Origin of the sequence: Latilactobacillus sakei, assembly GCA_002953655.1 — a bacterium.
Lineage (GTDB): Bacteria > Bacillota > Bacilli > Lactobacillales > Lactobacillaceae > Latilactobacillus > Latilactobacillus sakei_A.
Genome location: CP025839.1, coordinates 792,442 through 808,816 on the forward strand (window position 1 = coordinate 792,442; position 16,375 = coordinate 808,816).

Here is a 16,375-nt window from a genome sequence, read left to right on the forward strand (position 1 = left end):
CGTTATAATTTATGAGAGATTCTAATTTTAGAATCACGAACGTTGCTAACTCAATGAAATTAAATTAGAATATTTTAATCTTTATTATTTACTTTTCATTTTCAATCAGGTATGATTATTTTTAACAACTGAAGGGAGTGTCCACATGAGACGAGAAAAGGGTTTAGTATTAGGTGTAACGACGGTGGCGATAACATTATTATTGGCAGCGTGTGGTTCCTCAGGTAGCAAGAATGCAAGTTCAACAGATACGGTTAGTTTTTCAACAACCGATGTGATTTCAACAATGGATCCTGCATTGAACACCGACGTGATTGGGGCGCAGGCGTTAACGGACACGATGGAAGGTCTTTACCGTTATGAAGGGAAGACCATTAAACCAGCGATTGCGACGAAAGTGGTTAAACCAACGAATAATGGCTTAACATATACTTTCCCATTACGTAAAGACGCGAAATGGAGTAACGGCAAGGCTGTGACAGCGGAAGATTTCGTCTATGCATGGCGCCGAGTTGTTGATCCCAAGGTTGGCTCACAATATGCTTACATTTATGAAGGCATTGAAAATGCAGCCGCCATTACTTCAGGTAAACAACCCGTTAGTTCATTAGGGGTAGTTGCTAAGGATAAACATACATTACAAGTTACTTTAGAAAAACCAATTCCATACTTCAGTCAATTAATGACCAGTTCGACATTCTTCCCAGTCTATCCAGATGCTGTTAAGAAAGCGGGTAAGAGTTACGGGACAAATGCTAAGACATTAGTCTTCAACGGCCCTTACAAGTTATCTGGTTGGAACGGCCCAGATAGTGCTTGGAAAGAAGTTAAAAATACTAACTACTGGAACGCTAAAGCGGTTAAAGTGAAAACTTTGAAATACCAAGTGGTTAAAGATCCTTCAACTGCTTTGAACTTATTCCAAAGTAATAAGCTTGATCGCACAAATATCAGTGGCGATACTGCTAAACAAATGAAGAATGATTCTCATTATTCAACCCAACAACAAGCTGCTACATTCTATATGCAAGTTAACCAAGCTAAGAACCCAATCTTCAAGAATGCCAAGATCAGACAGGCAATCTCAATGACGATTAACCGTAAAGAGTTGGTTAACCAAGTGTTAGGTGACGGTTCTGCACCAGTAGCTTCATTAACGCCAAAAGGGATGAGTTTTGACCCAACGACTAAAAAAGATTTCACGAGTGAATTAAGCGCTGAGGGTAAAAAACATGCAACATATAATCCTAAAGAAGCAACGAAGCTTTGGAAGGAAGGCTTAGCTGAAACCGGTCAAACGGGTAAGACGTTTAACTACACATTATTAGGTGATGATACGGATACTGCTAAGAAACAAGCAGAATATCTTCAAGATACGCTTGAAAAGAACTTACCTGGTTTGAAGGTGACACTTGCCAACGTACCATTTAAGACACGTTTAACACGTTCGGATAACGGTGATTTCGACATGGTTGTCAGTGCTTGGAATGCTGATTTCCCAGACCCAATTACATTCTTAGACTTATTCGTGACTGGTGGTGACAATAATAACGGTAAGTGGAGTAATCCTGAATTCGATGCTCAAATCAAAGCAAGTAAAACAGAAAATGCCAATAACGATAAAGCAAGATGGCAAAATCTCATCAAAGCCCAAGATATTATGAATAAAGAATCTGGTGTCATTCCATTGTATCAATCAGGACGTGCGTACCTCACTAACTCAAGCGTCAAAGGGTTAGATTACGGTCCTTCTGGAAGTTACAATAATGTCTCACTTTATTTAAAAAAATAAACTGACTTTATAAAAGATGGGTTTCGGCGTTGAAAAACAATGAAGCCCGTTTTTGTTAGGAGCGAACTTATGAGTAAATATTTGATTAAACGGATTTTTTACCTAGTATTAACGCTATTCATTGTCGCTTCTGTGACGTTCTTCATGATGAAACTGATGCCTGGGACGCCATATACGAATCAACAAAAGATGAGCGCTGATCAATTAAGAATTATGAACGAACAATACGGTTTGAATAAGCCGCTGTTCCAACAATATATTATTTATCTAGGTGGTTTGTTGCACGGTGATTTTGGGACGTCTTTCCAATTTAATAATCAACCGGTTGCCAACCTCATCATGACGCGTTTAGGACCCTCACTTCAAATCGGGGCCCAAGCCATGCTTTTAGGGTCCGTTTTAGGAGTCTTATTAGGGGCAGTCGCGGCAATTCGCAAGAATACTTGGGTGGATGGCGTGGCGACGTTCTTTTCAATCTTGGGGATTTCAATTCCCAACTTCGTCTTAGCCGTTTTACTCCAATTCTTCTTAGCCTTCAAATTACAAATGTTCCCAATCGCCTTATGGGATGGTTGGTCATCTAGTATCCTACCATCGTTAGCGCTAGCAGTAGCGCCATTAGCTAATACAGCCCGCTTCATGCGGACTGAAATGGTCGATGTCTTAAGTAGTGATTACATCGAATTGGCTAAGGCCAAGGGGAACTCTAAATGGCAAACGGTTGCCAAACATGCGCTTCGTAATTCGATGATTCCGGTTGTGACAATCATCGGCCCAATGGCGGTCAACTTAATGACTGGTTCATTGGTTGTTGAAAATATCTTCTCAATTCCCGGTATTGGGGAACAATTTGTTAAATCAATCATGACCAATGATTATCCAACCATCATGGGCTTGACGATTTTCTACTCATTCTTATTAACCGTTATTATTTTAGTCGTTGATATTTTATACGGGATTATCGATCCGCGTATTCGATTGAGCGACGGTCAGGGGGCACGTTAAATGGCAGATGCGAAGCTAACAGCAGGATCTTTTAAACCACTTAATCAAGATACACATGAAGAACAAGAAAAAATTAGTGCACCCTCATTAACGTTTATGCAAGACGCAATTCGGCGCTTGAAGCAAAATAAGGTGGCGGTGGTCTCATTATTCGTACTGTTGATCATCATTGTCGCAGCCGCGTTGGCGCCCGTAATTGCACCACACAATCCCAATACGCAAAATGTGGCGTATGCCAACCTCCCCCCTAAAATTGGTGACGGTCAAATCCCAGGCTTTAAAGGTGAGATGGATGTTTCCGGCGTTAAAGTTGATAAATATCAACAAGCTGGTGTGCCTAAAGGCAAGTATTTCATTTTAGGGACTGATTACCTCGGCCGGGATTTATTCTCACGAATTCTTTATGGGACCCGTTTATCCTTATTAATCGGGGTCCTAGCGACGCTCGTTGATTTGTTGATCGGGATTCCATACGGGATTATTTCCGGTTGGCGGGGCGGTCGGATTGATACGTTCATGCAACGGTTTATTGAAATTATCTCATCAATTCCCAACTTAATTGTTGTGGTGCTGATGATGTTAATTCTACGACCAGGACTTTTATCAATCGTCATTGCGATCGGTTTTACTGGCTGGATTACGATGGCCCGCCTGATTCGGGCGCAGACCTTCCAACTAAAGGAGCAAGAATTTGTGCTCGCTGCTAGAACGTTAGGGGAGACACCGTTCAAGATTGCGATGAAACATTTAGTACCTAACTTATCATCAACGATTATTATTCAAACGATGTTTACCATTCCGAGTGCGATCTTCTTCGAAGCATTCTTAAGTTTTATTGGGATTGGGATTCCTGCACCTAACGCATCGCTAGGGACTTTATTATCTGATGGGCAAAAAGCCTTCCGGTTCTTACCCTATCAAATGTGGTACCCAGCAGCCGTCTTATGTGTCATCATGATTGCCGTCAACTTACTAGCAGACGGACTAAGAGACGCATTTGATCCAAAATCATAAAGTGTGTCAAAAGCGATTATATTCTGAGGATCAGCATAGCAAGACGAATGATTGCTGCAAGCAATCGTTTGACTTGTGTCGCTAACCGCAGGAATATGCTTTTGAAAGCACGTTTCAAAAAGAGTGTGTCATTAACGATAGCTTTTGAGCATTTGTATAGAGTTGTGAATGAGCGACATAGTCGGTTGTTTACAATTCGTAGCAAAGCGCAGAAAGCTGTTAATGAAAGCACGTTTCAAAAAAAGTGCGTTGGGAATGGTTTGACTTTGAGCATTAACTTAGTGTTGTGAATAATCGGTATAACCGATTGTTTGCAATAGGTCGTTAAGGACAGAAGTCAGTTCCAAAAAGCACGTTTCAAATTACGAAAAAAGACCGTTCGCGGTCTCATAGTTGGAGGTCGTCAAATGGCAAATATTTTAGAAGTTAATCATTTAAGCATTGATTTTAAGACCTATGCAGGTGACGTCCATGCAATTCGGGATGTTAGTTTTAACCTTAAAAAAGGGGAAACGCTAGCCATTGTTGGTGAATCTGGTTCAGGTAAATCGGTAACCGTGCGTAGCGTTATGGGGTTGCTGGCCAGTAACGCCCACGTTAAAGCTGGGACCGTCATGTATCATGGCGATGATTTATTGAAAAAACCCGAACGTGAAATGGATGCGATTCGCGGGAGCGACATCTCGATGATCTTCCAAGATCCGATGACCTCGCTTGATCCAACCATGACAATCGGCAAACAAGTGGCAGAACCTTTATTGGTTCACAAAACGATGAACAAAGAAGATGCGATGAAACGGGCGCAAACCGTGTTAGAATTAGTCGGCATTCCGAACGCCAAAGAACGGATGAAAGATTATCCGCACCAATTTTCTGGTGGGCAGCGGCAACGGATTGTAATCGCAATTGCGATTGTTGATTATCCACAAATCTTGATTGCAGATGAACCAACAACTGCCTTAGATGTAACGGTGCAAGCGCAAATCATCGACTTGATGAAGGAACTACAACGTAAAATCGAAACGTCAATCATCTTTATCACCCATGATTTAGGCGTGGTGGCCGGGATTGCGGATCGAGTCGCGGTGATGTATGCCGGCAAGATTATCGAATACGGTTTGGTGGACGAAGTCTTTTATGAACCCAAACACCCATATACTTGGGGCTTATTAAATTCGATGCCCACACTCGAAACGGCGGGCAAGTTAGAGGCGATTCCGGGGACACCGCCAGATTTGTTGGACCCACCTAAAGGGGATGCTTTTGCCCCTCGGAATCCGTACGCACTGCAAATCGATGTGGAAGAAGAACCGCCATTCTTTGAAGTTTCCAAAACGCATTTTGCGGCAACTTGGTTATTGCATCCAGATGCACCAGCGGTTGAACCACCCGCAGCAATCCAAGCTTTGATGAAAAAACATAACGTGCTTTAAATTATAAATAAGAAAGTAGGCCTGTCAGATGGATCAACAGCAACGTAAAGTCTTAGTTGAAGTCAAACATTTAAAACAATACTTTAATCCGGGCAAAAAATCCGAAGTGAAGGCCATCGATGATATTTCCTTCGAGATTTACGAAGGTGAAACATTCGGGTTAGTTGGCGAGTCTGGTTCGGGTAAAAGTACGACTGGGCGCAGTATTATCCGGCTTTACAGCCCAACTAGTGGTGAAATTAATTTTGATGGGCAAGATATCAGTAAAATCAAGGAACACAGTCGCCAGATGAAGGAATTCCGCAAAGAAATTCAAATGATTTTCCAAGATCCATACGCGTCACTTAATCCGCGGATGAAGGTCAAAGATATCATTGCTGAAGGGTTGCATATTCATCATTTGGTCAAAAATGAAGCCGAAAGTGATGCGCGCGTCAATGAATTGCTCGATTTAGTCGGACTCAATAAGGATCACGCGACACGTTACCCACATGAATTCTCTGGTGGGCAACGGCAACGGATTGGAATTGCCCGCGCTTTAGCCGTTAAACCCAAATTCATCATTGCTGACGAACCCATCTCAGCTTTGGATGTGTCAATTCAGGCGCAAGTTGTCAACTTGTTAAAAGAGATTCAGGAACAACAAAATCTCACATATCTCTTTATCGCCCATGATTTATCGATGGTGAAATACATTAGTGATCGCATCGCCGTCATGCATAACGGTAAGATTATGGAATTGGCAGCCGCGGATGATATTTACGATCGCCCACTCCATCCGTATACGCAAAGTTTATTATCGGCGGTGCCATTGCCTGATCCGAAGGTTGAACGTCAACGGCGTCGGATGCCTTATGATAGCTCAATTGAAAGTGACGATGGTGATCGCCAATTACGAGAAGTCGCGCCTGAACACTATGTTTATGCGACTGAAGCGGAAGTTGCGGCTTACCAATCAGCTTTAGCGACACTTGTGCAACAAGCTAATTAAATGAGAAACGTCTATTTTGAAATATTTGTTTGCGTGTTAAAATAAATATTTCAGAACAGACGTTTTTTTATGCGCCTTTAATTCGGAATACCGGCGTTCGGCGCTGTTTTTTTAGCCGTATAAACGGTATAATAGTGAAAGATTAATCAGTTGAAATGGGGTATTTAATTTTGGATGCAGCACTAGTCAGCGAGCTTCGCGCCCGTTATGGTATTGAATTTAATAATTTAGCACTTTTGGACGAAGCGTTCACACATTCGTCTTACGTTAATGAACATCGCGAGTTAGGCTTGCGGGACAATGAACGGTTGGAATTTCTAGGCGATGCCGTTATGGAAATCACGGTCTCAGAATACCTCTACAAAAAGTATCCTGACTGGCCAGAAGGTAAGTTAACACGTTTACGAGCAGCAATCGTCTGCACGAAGAGTTTCAGTAGCTTTTCAAAAGAAGCCCACTTTGACCGTTACATCCGCTTAGGGAAAGGTGAAGAGAAAAATGGCGCCCGCGCTCGGGCAACACTTTTGGAAGATTTATTTGAAGCTTTCAACGGCGCTTTATTCTTAGACCAAGGTCGTGGCGCTGTTGTTGATTTTGTTTCACAAGTCATTTTCCCCAAGATTGAAGCCGGTGAATTCTCAGATCAAACAGATTACAAGACGAATTTACAAGAGTTTTTACAACAAGATGGTGAAATCGAAATTGACTATCAATTATTAGCAGAAGTTGGTCCGTCACATGACCGTCAATTTGAAGTGGATGTATTAGTTGGCGATCGAGTATTAGGCTCTGGTGTGGGTCGCAATAAGAAAGCTGCCGAACAAGCAGCAGCTAAAAAAGCGTTAGAACAACTTAAAGCATAATTGCGATTATCAAGTTAGTGTAGGGAGTTTAGTGCATGCAGTTAAAATCATTAGTCTTATCAGGCTTTAAATCATTTGCTGATAAGACAGAAATTAATTTTTCAGACGGCTTAACCGGCATTGTCGGCCCGAACGGGAGCGGTAAGAGTAATATCACAGAAGCAATTCGTTGGGCGATGGGCGAACAATCGGCCAAGAGCTTGCGTGGCGAAAAGATGCCCGATATTATTTTTGCCGGTACTGATTTACGGCCTCAGATGAATCGCGCCGAAGTCACGTTGAATTTCGATAATAGTGACCACTATTTAAATCAAGAACTAGATAATGTGACGGTTACCCGGCGCCTATTTCGCAACGGCGATAGTGAGTTTTATTTAAATCAAAAAAGTTGTCGATTAAAGGATATCGTCAACTTATTTATGGATTCTGGCTTAGGGCGAGAATCTTTTTCAATTATTTCGCAAGGTCGGGTTGAAGCTATTTTTAACAGTAAACCTGAGGATCGGCGCAATATCATTGAAGAAGCGGCCGGTGTTTTAAAATATAAACAACAAAAGAAAAAGGCCCAATCGGAATTAGATCAAACCGATGAAAATTTAAGTCGGATTGCCGATATTGTTTACGAATTAAAGGGGCAAGTTGAACCGCTTAAAGAACAAAGCAGTATCGCACAAGATTATTTGGAACAAAAAGCCCAATTTAACGCTTTGCATCAACAATTGTTGGTCGTTGAAATTGATCAATTAGCAGCGGATCAAACCCAATATCAAGCCCAAGCCAAGACACTCGCCAAAGCGTTAGGTGAGATTGAAAGTGAGATCCAAGAAACCAATACGGCGTTGGCCGATAATCAACAAGCGGTCGCAACGTTGGATCAAGAAATTGAAACGGCCAATGAAACCTTATTGGTTAAGAGTCGTTTAGCTGAAAACTTACAAGGTCAAGAAAACGTTTCTAAGGAACGGGCCAGTTATACTGACGCTAATCGCCAAAACTTGGTCGATCGAATCGCCCAATTAGAAACGCAATCGACAACGGCTAAACAACAACAAATCGCACTCAAGGCAACCTACACAGAAAAAGTCGCAACACTAACTGACTTGAAAAATGAGTTAGCGACCTTGAAACGACAAGCATCAGGTAGTGAGGCCGAATTAAAGGCGAAGATTGAACAAATCCGTCAAGATTATATCGACCAGATGCAAGCCCAAACAACTAACCGTAATGAACAACAATATCTAGAAAAAGCGTTGCTCCAAACGAAGACGCAATTGACACGTCAAGATAGCTCAATCAGTGAAACGAGTGCGCAATTGACCCAGATGCAAGCTGACAAGGCGGCCAAAGAAGCGCAAGTTGCCCAATTAGCAACAGACTACGCGGCTTTAGAAACACAACTAAGTCAATTACAACAACAAATCAGTGCGACACAGAAGCAATATCAAACGGAACAAAATAACTGGTTCCAAGCTTCTGGTATCTTGCAAAAGGCCAAGGCTAAACAAGCCAGTTTAGCTGAATTAAACGATGATTATGCCGGTTTCTACCAAGGTGTCAAAGCAGTCTTGAAGCAAAAGCAACAATTACCCGGTTTACTGGGCGCGGTCGCTGAATTAATGACGGTGCCTAATGACTATCAACAAGCGATTGAATTAGCATTAGGGGCGCAATTGCAACAAATCGTCACGACAGATGAAAAGACGGCGCAACAGGCAATCGATTATTTGAAACGTAATCGACTAGGTCGGGCCACCTTTTTACCAAATAATGTCGTGAAACCGCGGACTTTACCAAGCAGTTTGGTGAACCAATTGCAAACCGAACCCGGTTTTATCGGGATTGCGAGTGACTTAATTCAGTTTGACAATGTTGTTAGCCCGGTCATGATGCATTTGATGGGCAATTTAATTATCTTGACTGAACTGACAGAAGCAATTAAGATTGGCCGTTTGACGGGGCATCGGTACCGGATTGTCACTTTAGCAGGAGACATCTTAAGTCCAGGGGGCTCAATGACTGGGGGCCATAATAATCGCCAAAATAATGGTGGTTTATTGGCCCGGAAGCAAACATTAACAGATTTGGAACAACAAATTAGTAAAATGCAATTGGCCTTGGATCAAAAGCAAACCAAGGTGCAAGCTTTACATCAAAATCTGGCAGAGCAACAGGCGCAACTTGAACAACAACAAGGCGCCTTTGAAACGGCCAAGACATATTACCAAACCCAAAAAAATGAGTTGACGTTATTAAACGAACGTCTCACGCAATTCGAACGCCAACAACAAGCGACGGATTATCAAGTCCAACAACAACAACAAAGTTACGACGCGGACTTGAAACGCCAAGGCGAATTACAGGCAGCAGCTACTGAGATTGAAGCCCAACTCACGCAGTTAAAAGCGGACCTGGATGCAGCTAATGAACAACTACAACATTTTGACCAGAGTCAAGAGCAGATTCGCCAACAACAAACGGCTTTGGAAACGAAGCTGGCAGTCGCGCAATCTGAACAAAAAAATGTGCAAGAAAAACTTACTGATGCCACGCAATTGGCTAACGATTTAACGCAACAACTTGCAACGAGTCAACAAGCGCTCACAGCATTGCAACAAGCTGATTCTGAAGATGCGATGACGCAAAAAGAACGGCGGACGCAACTGAAGACCACTAAAGCACTAATCCAAAAACTGACGGCCGAATTGGCAACAAAACGGACGGCGCGAGAAACGCTGAAGGCCACGCAACAAACATTACAAGCCAACGCCACACGTGTTTACCAATTGCAACGGAATTCTTTAGCTGAGCAAGAACAAAATGCGGTTGCTCTAAATCGTGTTAAGATTAATATTGACCAACGTTTAACGACGTTGCGTGAAGATTATCAGTTGAGTTATGAAGCGGCTAAATCAGCTCTACAAGCTTCCGATTTAACGAATGACCAATTGAAATCAAAACTTAAGCTTTTGAAATTAGGCTTAGCCGATTTAGGGACTGTCAATTTAGCCGCTATTGAGGATTATCAACGCGTTAAGGAACGCTATGATTTCTTAATGCAACAAGATGCCGATTTATTGGATGCCAAGTCACAATTATTAGCGTCAATGGCTGAAATGGATGCGGAAGTTGAAAAACGCTTCAAGCAAACGTTTGACCAAACTGCAGCGGCTTTTGAAGAAATCTTCCCAATGATGTTTGGCGGTGGGCACGCGTCATTAACCTTGACGGACCCAGCTGCTTTATTAACCAGTGGGATTGATATCATCGCACAACCACCTGGCAAAAAACTACAACGCCTTAGCCTGTTATCAGGTGGCGAGCGCGCATTAACGGCGATTACGTTGTTATTTGCCATTTTAAAAGTGCGGCCCGTACCATTTTGTATTTTGGACGAAGTGGAAGCGTCATTGGATGAAGCCAATGTCGATCGCTTCGGTCGTTTTATGAAACGCTATGAGAGTGAGACGCAATTTATCGTTATTACGCATCGCAAGGGCACCATGACCCAAGCCAACCGATTATACGGGGTAACAATGGCAGAATCAGGCATCTCGAAGATCGTATCCGTCTCGTTAGAAGAACACGAAACCGCCTAGGAGGTAAGACATGGGATTATTTGATCGCATTAAAAAAGCATTCACGCTAGAACCAGAAAAAGAACCAGAAAAAGTCGACGAACAAGCAACGCCTGCTGAAAAGGAAGTTGACAATCCAGCTGAAGAATCGACAGAAAAGCTTGACGATTCAACCAGCGAGGCCGATTCTGGAGAAACACCAGAAACACCAGAAACACCAGAAACACCAGAAACACCAGAAACACCAGAAACACCAGAAACACCAGAAACACCAGAAACACCAGAAACACCAGAAACACCAGAAACACCAGAAACACCAGAAACACCAGAAACAAAACACCAGAAACACCAGAAACACCAGAAACACCAGAAACACCAGAAACACCAGTCGAAGAAGAACCAACTGAACCAGTGGTCGCAGAGACACCAACACCAGTTGAACCAGAGCCAGAACCGGAAGTTGTTGAACCTGAAGTAACAGCGGCGCCTGAAGCGGCAATTGTTACCGATGAACCAACAGCCTCAGAAGAAACAACGGTGGCAGACGATGCGGAAACCGAACCTGTTCAAGCAGCCCAAACTGAAAAATATGATCAAGGGTTAGAAAAATCACGGAAGACTTTTGGACAACGGTTAAACGCCTTGTTCGCTAACTTCAGAAGTGTCGATGAATCTTTCTTTGACGACGTTGAAGAAATGTTAATCGAAGCCGATGTTGGTTATGAAACAGCAATGAAAATTGCAGATGAGTTACGTGAAGAAGTGAAGTTACGCAACGTTAAGAAACCAGAAGCCGTTTCACAAGCGATTGTTGAAAAATTAGTCGATTTATATGGTCAAGAAGGACAACAAGAAGATAATGAATTACATTTCGCCCCAGAAGGTGAATTGACAGTCTTTCTTTTCGTTGGCGTCAACGGTGCTGGCAAGACAACTTCCATCGGGAAGTTTGCTCACCAACTAGAAAAGGCCGGTAAGAAGGTCTTGCTTGCCGCTGGTGATACGTTTAGAGCGGGCGCTATCGAACAATTGCAAGAATGGGGCCGCCGTGTTTCAGTACCAGTAGTCGCTAATAAAGCGGGTAGTGATCCAGCCGCCGTTGCGTTTGATGCCGTTAAGCGGGCTAAAGAAGAGAACTTCGATATCTTATTAGTTGATACGGCTGGTCGTTTGCAAAATAACGTCAACTTGATGAAGGAACTTGAAAAGGTGAAACGCGTGATTACGCGTGAAATCCCAAGCGCTCCTCAAGAGGTCTTGTTAGTATTAGACGCAACGACTGGGCAAAACGCCTTGGTTCAAGCGAAACAATTTAAATCAACCACTGACGTCACCGGAATTGTGTTAACAAAACTGGACGGTTCTGCTAAAGGTGGGATTGTTCTTGCTGTTCGGACCGAGTTACACTTGCCAGTTAAGATGGTTGGTTTAGGTGAACAAATGAATGATTTACAATTATTCGATCCTAACCGCTTTGTTTATGGTTTATTCAAAGACATTATTGTCGGGGATGGCCCACAAAGTGAGATTGATACGGATGTTAGTCAGGCAATCAAATAGAAAACTGATAAAGTGTATTAAGCAGGCTACGGGCCTCTTGATACACTTTTTTAATAAGGTGGTTTTTGAAAATGGAAATGGATAAAGTGCTGGCGCAAAAAGTCGTTGCGCGGTTACATCGAGAAATTCCGTACAACATTAATGTGATGGATCAGCAAGGCACCATCATTGCTAGTGGTGAACCTAGTCGGGTTGGTCAAAGCCATCCGGGCGCAATTGAAGCGATTCAAGGCCGGAAGACTAACATCATTGAACAAGATCAACCAGACGGTACGTTGCGTGGGTTTAATATGCCGATTGTGGTGCAAAATGAGGTAATTGGTGTCGTTGGTATTACGGGTGCTCCGGAGAATCTCACTTATATTGCACCACTGGTCAAAGTGACGACTGAGCTCTTAACAGAACAGGCACTCGCTGATCAAGTGTTATCACGGGCTAAACGCCGTTTGGAACGTTTTTTATTTGATTGGTTGGCGATTCAAGAATCAGCAGCGCTAACACCCGATTTTGTGCAAGAAGCCAATGCGTTGGGCGTTAATATTGATGAGCAATATCAAGCGCTGGTTATTAAAACAGCACATTTATTACCAGAAACGGTTGAAGTTGGCAGTTATAAATTGCGCATAACGCCGGATGAATTGTTAATCTTGACGCGCCAAGCAGAAGTGTTGATACACTGGCGGCAAAATGCGAGAGAGGTGCAAGCGGCTGTGGGCATTAGTCAACCCCAGAAGTTAGTGAGTGAGGCTTTAAAGCAAGCTCGTGAAGTGATTAAGTACAATCAAGGCACGAATCAAAAATTACTGTACTATACAGCTGAAGTTGATTATGCCTATCGATTATTATCGGCGGACATAGTCGTGGATGAGTACGTTGAAAAATTTAGGACGCTTGCGCAGACGGATTCGGGTCAGGTATTGATTACTACTTTTCAGAAATACTTCAGGAATAATGGCAATATTGTCGCGACCGCACACCAATTGCATATCCACCGTAATACATTGAATTATCGGCTAGCTCAGATTAAAGATAAGTTAGGTCTAGATCCTAAGCAATACAATGAACTTGTTATTTTATATACGGCCTTCCTGAATTATGAATTACAATAATTGTGCATATGACCAATAAAGTTAGCTATTCTGTCAATGTTATATAGCAGCGTTACCGATTACAATGATTGTGTTATATAACAATGCGGGAGGGTGATTTAGAAATGACAATTATTTGGTGGGCAGCTCTGATTGGGCTGGCAGTAGCGATTATTTTAATTTTAAGTCGGTTAAATCCGGTTTATGCATTATTGATGGGTACAATTGTAGGGGCATTAGTCGGCGGCGCTAGTTTAGCACAAACTGTTGATATTATTGTCACTGGTGCACAAAGTGTGATGGGCACTGTTATCCGGGTATTAGCAGCTGGTGTCTTAGCCGGTGTGATGATGGAATCTGGTGCAGCAGATGCGATTGCGCGAGCGATTGTCGAAAAAATGGGTGATCGTTTTGCAATTTTAGCATTAACCTTAGCAACAATGATTATCACCGGTGTCGGGGTTTTTATCCCAGTTGCCGTTTTAATTGTGGCGCCAATTGCATTAGAGGTTGGTCAAAGAATGCACATTTCTAAATTAGCCTTGTTAGTGGCATTATCCGGTGGTGGTAAGGCTGGTAACTTGATTTCGCCTAACCCCAATACAATTGCTGCAGCTAAAGGGTTTAATCTTGAATTAAGCCAAGTGATGGTGGCCGATTTTATACCAGCACTTTTTGGCTTAGCCATGGCAGTCTTATTAGCGACGTTGCTACGCCATAAAGGCACACAGGTTACAGCGGCCGATATTGCACAACAACAAACGACAACTAAAGATATTCCTAGTCTAAAAACGGCCATTGTAACACCGCTATTGGCAATTATCCTGTTACTCATTAATCCAATGGGGAATATTTTACATCTCAAAGCGCTACAAAGTTTTCAAGTGGATGCCATGTACATCCTCCCAATTGCTGGGATTGTTGGGACACTTGCGATGGGGAAAGCTAGCCATTTATTGGATTATATGAAAGCCGGAATGAACCGGATGACAGATGTTGTCTTAATCTTAATCGGTGCCGGTTCAATTGCCGGATTAATTGGCGCTTCAAACTTACCAAGTCAAGTGGTTTCATTGGTTAAAGCGAGCGGCATTTCTGGGACATTCTTAGCACCAATTTCCGGAATTTTAATGTCGGCTGCGACAGCATCGACATCAACAGGTGTTATTTTAGCCACAGGTTCATTCAGTAAACCTATTTTGGCCTTTGGGATTCCGGCTTTAGGAGCGGCTGTTATGGTACACGCGGGTGCGATGGTCATTGATCAATTGCCACATGGTAATTACTTCCATGTAACAGCTAACGCGATGCAGATGAGTTTTAAAGAAAGAATGCAAGCCGTTATTTGGGAAGCATGTGTTGGTTTGACAATGACAATTGTGGCCGTTGTAATGTACGGCATATTATGAGGTGAATAAAATGAAAATTGTATTAGCACCAGATTCATTTAAAAATTCAGTGACGGCCATCGAAGCGAGTCATGCGCTACGGGCCGGGTTTGAAAAAGTTTTTCCAAAAGCGACGTATGTTGAAGTTCCTATGGCAGATGGCGGCGAGGGAACTGTGCAATCGATGGTTGATGCCACAGGCGGTCGTTTTCTAACGGCGGAAGTCGTGAATCCTTTAGGGCAAAAAGTCACTGCGCAATATGGGATTCTAGGCGACCAAGAAACAGCGGTCATTGAAATGGCCGCTGCCAGCGGGATTCAATTCATCAATGAACAAACACGTAATCCGTTAGTAACGACGACATATGGCACGGGTCAGTTGATTGAAGCGGCCGTTAAACAAGGCGTTAAAACGATTATTATCGGTCTTGGCGGTAGTGCCACCAATGATGGTGGTGCCGGAATGGCACAAGCCCTCGGCGTTCAACTATTGGACGCTAATCAGCAAACTCTAAAGTTTGGCGGGGGTGCTTTGGCTGACCTAGCAAGTATCGATGTGTCTGGGATGTTACCAGCCTTAGCGGACGTTGAAATTGTCATTGCATCAGATGTTACTAATCCTTTAGTCGGCGAAAAAGGGGCCTCGGCCGTCTTCGGTCCGCAAAAAGGAGCGACGCCTGAAATGGTCGCGCAGTTGGATCAAAACTTAGCGCACTATGCAACCATTATCGAACGTGATTTAGGCGTCAGGGTTGCGCAAACACCAGGCGCCGGTGCGGCTGGTGGCTTAGGCGCTGGTTTGTTGGCCTTTACAAAGGCACAATTACAGCCGGGCGTTGAAATTGTGATTGAAAAAACACAACTCAAGACCGCCGTTGCAGACGCCGATATTGTTGTCACGGGTGAAGGCGGGATTGATTTCCAAACCCAATACGGTAAAACCCCGATTGGTGTCGCAAAAGCGGTCAAAGCGGTTAATCCGCAAGCGACCGTGATTGCGATTGCCGGTAATATTGGTGAAGGAACTGATGTCCTCTATGATTTAGGGATTGATAGTATCTTTTGTTCAACACCGGGGGTCATGTCGTTGGAAAAGGCGTTAGCCAATACCAAGGCTAATTTAACCCAAACGAGTATGAATATCGCACGCTTAATTCAAAAAACAAAGATGCGCTAGATTAATTTAAAACACACTCAATTTAGAGTGTGTTTTTTAGTGCGCTAATCCGAATAAAAGTTGACTAACCCCGTTAAAATCGGTACTCTAGTACTTAGGTCAATCTACTATTTGGAGGCGTCAAATGGAACTCGCACAAAACGCACGAATGAATTCACTATTTGAATTTTATGGCGCACTTTTAACGGCGAAACAACATAGTTATCTCTCATTATATTATGGCGATGATTTCTCATTAGGCGAAATTGCTGAAGAGTATCAAGTTAGTCGGCAAGCGGTCTATGATAATATCCGCCGGACTGAAAAAATTCTTGAGGGCTATGAAGCTAAGTTGCATCTGTTTCAAAATTACGAACAGCAAAACGCTAGTGCAGATGCGCTCCAGAAGTATATTCAAGCTCAGTATCCAAATGATCAGCAATTAGCCAAACTCTTGGCAGACTTGTTGAATCTCACTGAACAATAAATCAATTTAAAGGAATGATCATT

The 16,375-nt window shown here is 42.9% G+C and carries 12 protein-coding genes and 2 pseudogenes; 13 read left to right on the forward strand and 1 reads right to left on the reverse strand.

What is annotated here, in order from left to right:
• The first annotated feature begins 145 nt into the window (after window positions 1-145).
• From C0213_03920 to C0213_03955, 8 genes and pseudogenes are all read left to right on the forward strand, one after another.
• Complete coding sequence (locus tag C0213_03920; GenBank protein AUX11586.1) at window positions 146-1,792, forward strand: peptide ABC transporter substrate-binding protein; 1,647 nt, start codon at window positions 146-148, stop codon at window positions 1,790-1,792.
• Window positions 1,793-1,861: 69 nt separating this feature from the next.
• Window positions 1,862-2,797: an ABC transporter permease gene (locus tag C0213_03925; protein ID AUX11587.1), complete on the forward strand. Its 936-nt coding sequence runs from the start codon at window positions 1,862-1,864 to the stop codon at window positions 2,795-2,797.
• The gene (locus tag C0213_03930) at window positions 2,798-3,811 is read left to right on the forward strand and encodes an ABC transporter permease (protein ID AUX11588.1); all 1,014 of its coding nucleotides are present in this window, start codon (window positions 2,798-2,800) and stop codon (window positions 3,809-3,811) included. It abuts the gene before it with no gap.
• 407 nt (window positions 3,812-4,218) lie between these two features.
• Window positions 4,219-5,244, forward strand: coding sequence for an ABC transporter ATP-binding protein (locus C0213_03935; protein AUX11589.1), 1,026 nt, complete (start codon window positions 4,219-4,221; stop codon window positions 5,242-5,244).
• A 28-nt stretch (window positions 5,245-5,272) separates the two neighbouring features.
• The gene (locus C0213_03940) at window positions 5,273-6,235 is read left to right on the forward strand and encodes an ABC transporter ATP-binding protein (GenBank protein ID AUX11590.1); all 963 of its coding nucleotides are present in this window, start codon (window positions 5,273-5,275) and stop codon (window positions 6,233-6,235) included.
• A 170-nt stretch (window positions 6,236-6,405) separates the two neighbouring features.
• Window positions 6,406-7,098 (forward strand): ribonuclease III, encoded by a 693-nt coding sequence (locus C0213_03945; GenBank protein ID AUX11591.1) that lies wholly within the window; start codon window positions 6,406-6,408, stop codon window positions 7,096-7,098.
• Between the two features lie 35 nt (window positions 7,099-7,133).
• Entirely contained in the window at window positions 7,134-10,694 is a 3,561-nt protein-coding gene (smc, locus tag C0213_03950) for a chromosome segregation protein SMC (GenBank protein ID AUX11592.1), read from the forward strand.
• A 172-nt stretch (window positions 10,695-10,866) separates the two neighbouring features.
• A pseudogene (locus C0213_03955) lies at window positions 10,867-10,992 on the forward strand (cell wall protein).
• A gap of 16 nt (window positions 10,993-11,008) precedes the next feature.
• On the opposite strand, the pseudogene C0213_03960 reads toward C0213_03955, so the two are convergent.
• Window positions 11,009-11,128, reverse strand: a pseudogene (locus C0213_03960) (EscT/YscT/HrcT family type III secretion system export apparatus protein).
• On the opposite strand from C0213_03960, the gene C0213_03965 reads away from it, so the two are divergent.
• The 5 genes from C0213_03965 (at window position 11,085) to C0213_03985 (ending at window position 16,352) form a co-directional block, all read left to right on the forward strand.
• Window positions 11,085-12,233: a signal recognition particle-docking protein FtsY gene (locus C0213_03965; protein ID AUX11593.1), complete on the forward strand. Its 1,149-nt coding sequence runs from the start codon at window positions 11,085-11,087 to the stop codon at window positions 12,231-12,233. The pseudogene C0213_03960 and the gene C0213_03965 sit on opposite strands and share 44 nt — an antisense overlap.
• A 71-nt stretch (window positions 12,234-12,304) precedes the next feature.
• A complete protein-coding gene (locus C0213_03970; protein ID AUX11594.1) occupies window positions 12,305-13,342 on the forward strand; it encodes a hypothetical protein in 1,038 nt (345 codons plus the stop codon).
• Window positions 13,343-13,446: 104 nt separating this feature from the next.
• Window positions 13,447-14,730 (forward strand): gluconate:proton symporter, encoded by a 1,284-nt coding sequence (locus tag C0213_03975; GenBank protein AUX11595.1) that lies wholly within the window; start codon window positions 13,447-13,449, stop codon window positions 14,728-14,730.
• Window positions 14,731-14,740: 10 nt separating this feature from the next.
• On the forward strand, window positions 14,741-15,886 hold the full coding sequence (locus tag C0213_03980) for a glycerate 2-kinase (protein AUX11596.1): 1,146 nt from the start codon (window positions 14,741-14,743) through the stop codon (window positions 15,884-15,886).
• Window positions 15,887-16,010: 124 nt separating this feature from the next.
• Complete coding sequence (locus C0213_03985; protein ID AUX11597.1) at window positions 16,011-16,352, forward strand: putative DNA-binding protein; 342 nt, start codon at window positions 16,011-16,013, stop codon at window positions 16,350-16,352.
• The last annotated feature ends 23 nt before the right edge of the window (window positions 16,353-16,375 follow it).

Excerpts from the sequence above, each read along its gene's own strand:
- C0213_03920 (AUX11586.1), top strand. The coding sequence starts at position 146 with ATGAGACGAGAAAAGGGTTTAGTATTAGGTGTAACGACGGTGGCGATA.
- C0213_03925 (AUX11587.1), top strand. The coding sequence starts at position 1,862 with ATGAGTAAATATTTGATTAAACGGATTTTTTACCTAGTATTAACGCTA.
- C0213_03930 (AUX11588.1), top strand. The coding sequence starts at position 2,798 with ATGGCAGATGCGAAGCTAACAGCAGGATCTTTTAAACCACTTAATCAA.
- C0213_03935 (AUX11589.1), top strand. The coding sequence starts at position 4,219 with ATGGCAAATATTTTAGAAGTTAATCATTTAAGCATTGATTTTAAGACC.
- C0213_03940 (AUX11590.1), top strand. The coding sequence starts at position 5,273 with ATGGATCAACAGCAACGTAAAGTCTTAGTTGAAGTCAAACATTTAAAA.
- smc (AUX11592.1), top strand. The coding sequence starts at position 7,134 with ATGCAGTTAAAATCATTAGTCTTATCAGGCTTTAAATCATTTGCTGAT.
- C0213_03970 (AUX11594.1), top strand. The coding sequence starts at position 12,305 with ATGGAAATGGATAAAGTGCTGGCGCAAAAAGTCGTTGCGCGGTTACAT.
- C0213_03975 (AUX11595.1), top strand. The coding sequence starts at position 13,447 with ATGACAATTATTTGGTGGGCAGCTCTGATTGGGCTGGCAGTAGCGATT.
- C0213_03980 (AUX11596.1), top strand. The coding sequence starts at position 14,741 with ATGAAAATTGTATTAGCACCAGATTCATTTAAAAATTCAGTGACGGCC.
- C0213_03985 (AUX11597.1), top strand. The coding sequence starts at position 16,011 with ATGGAACTCGCACAAAACGCACGAATGAATTCACTATTTGAATTTTAT.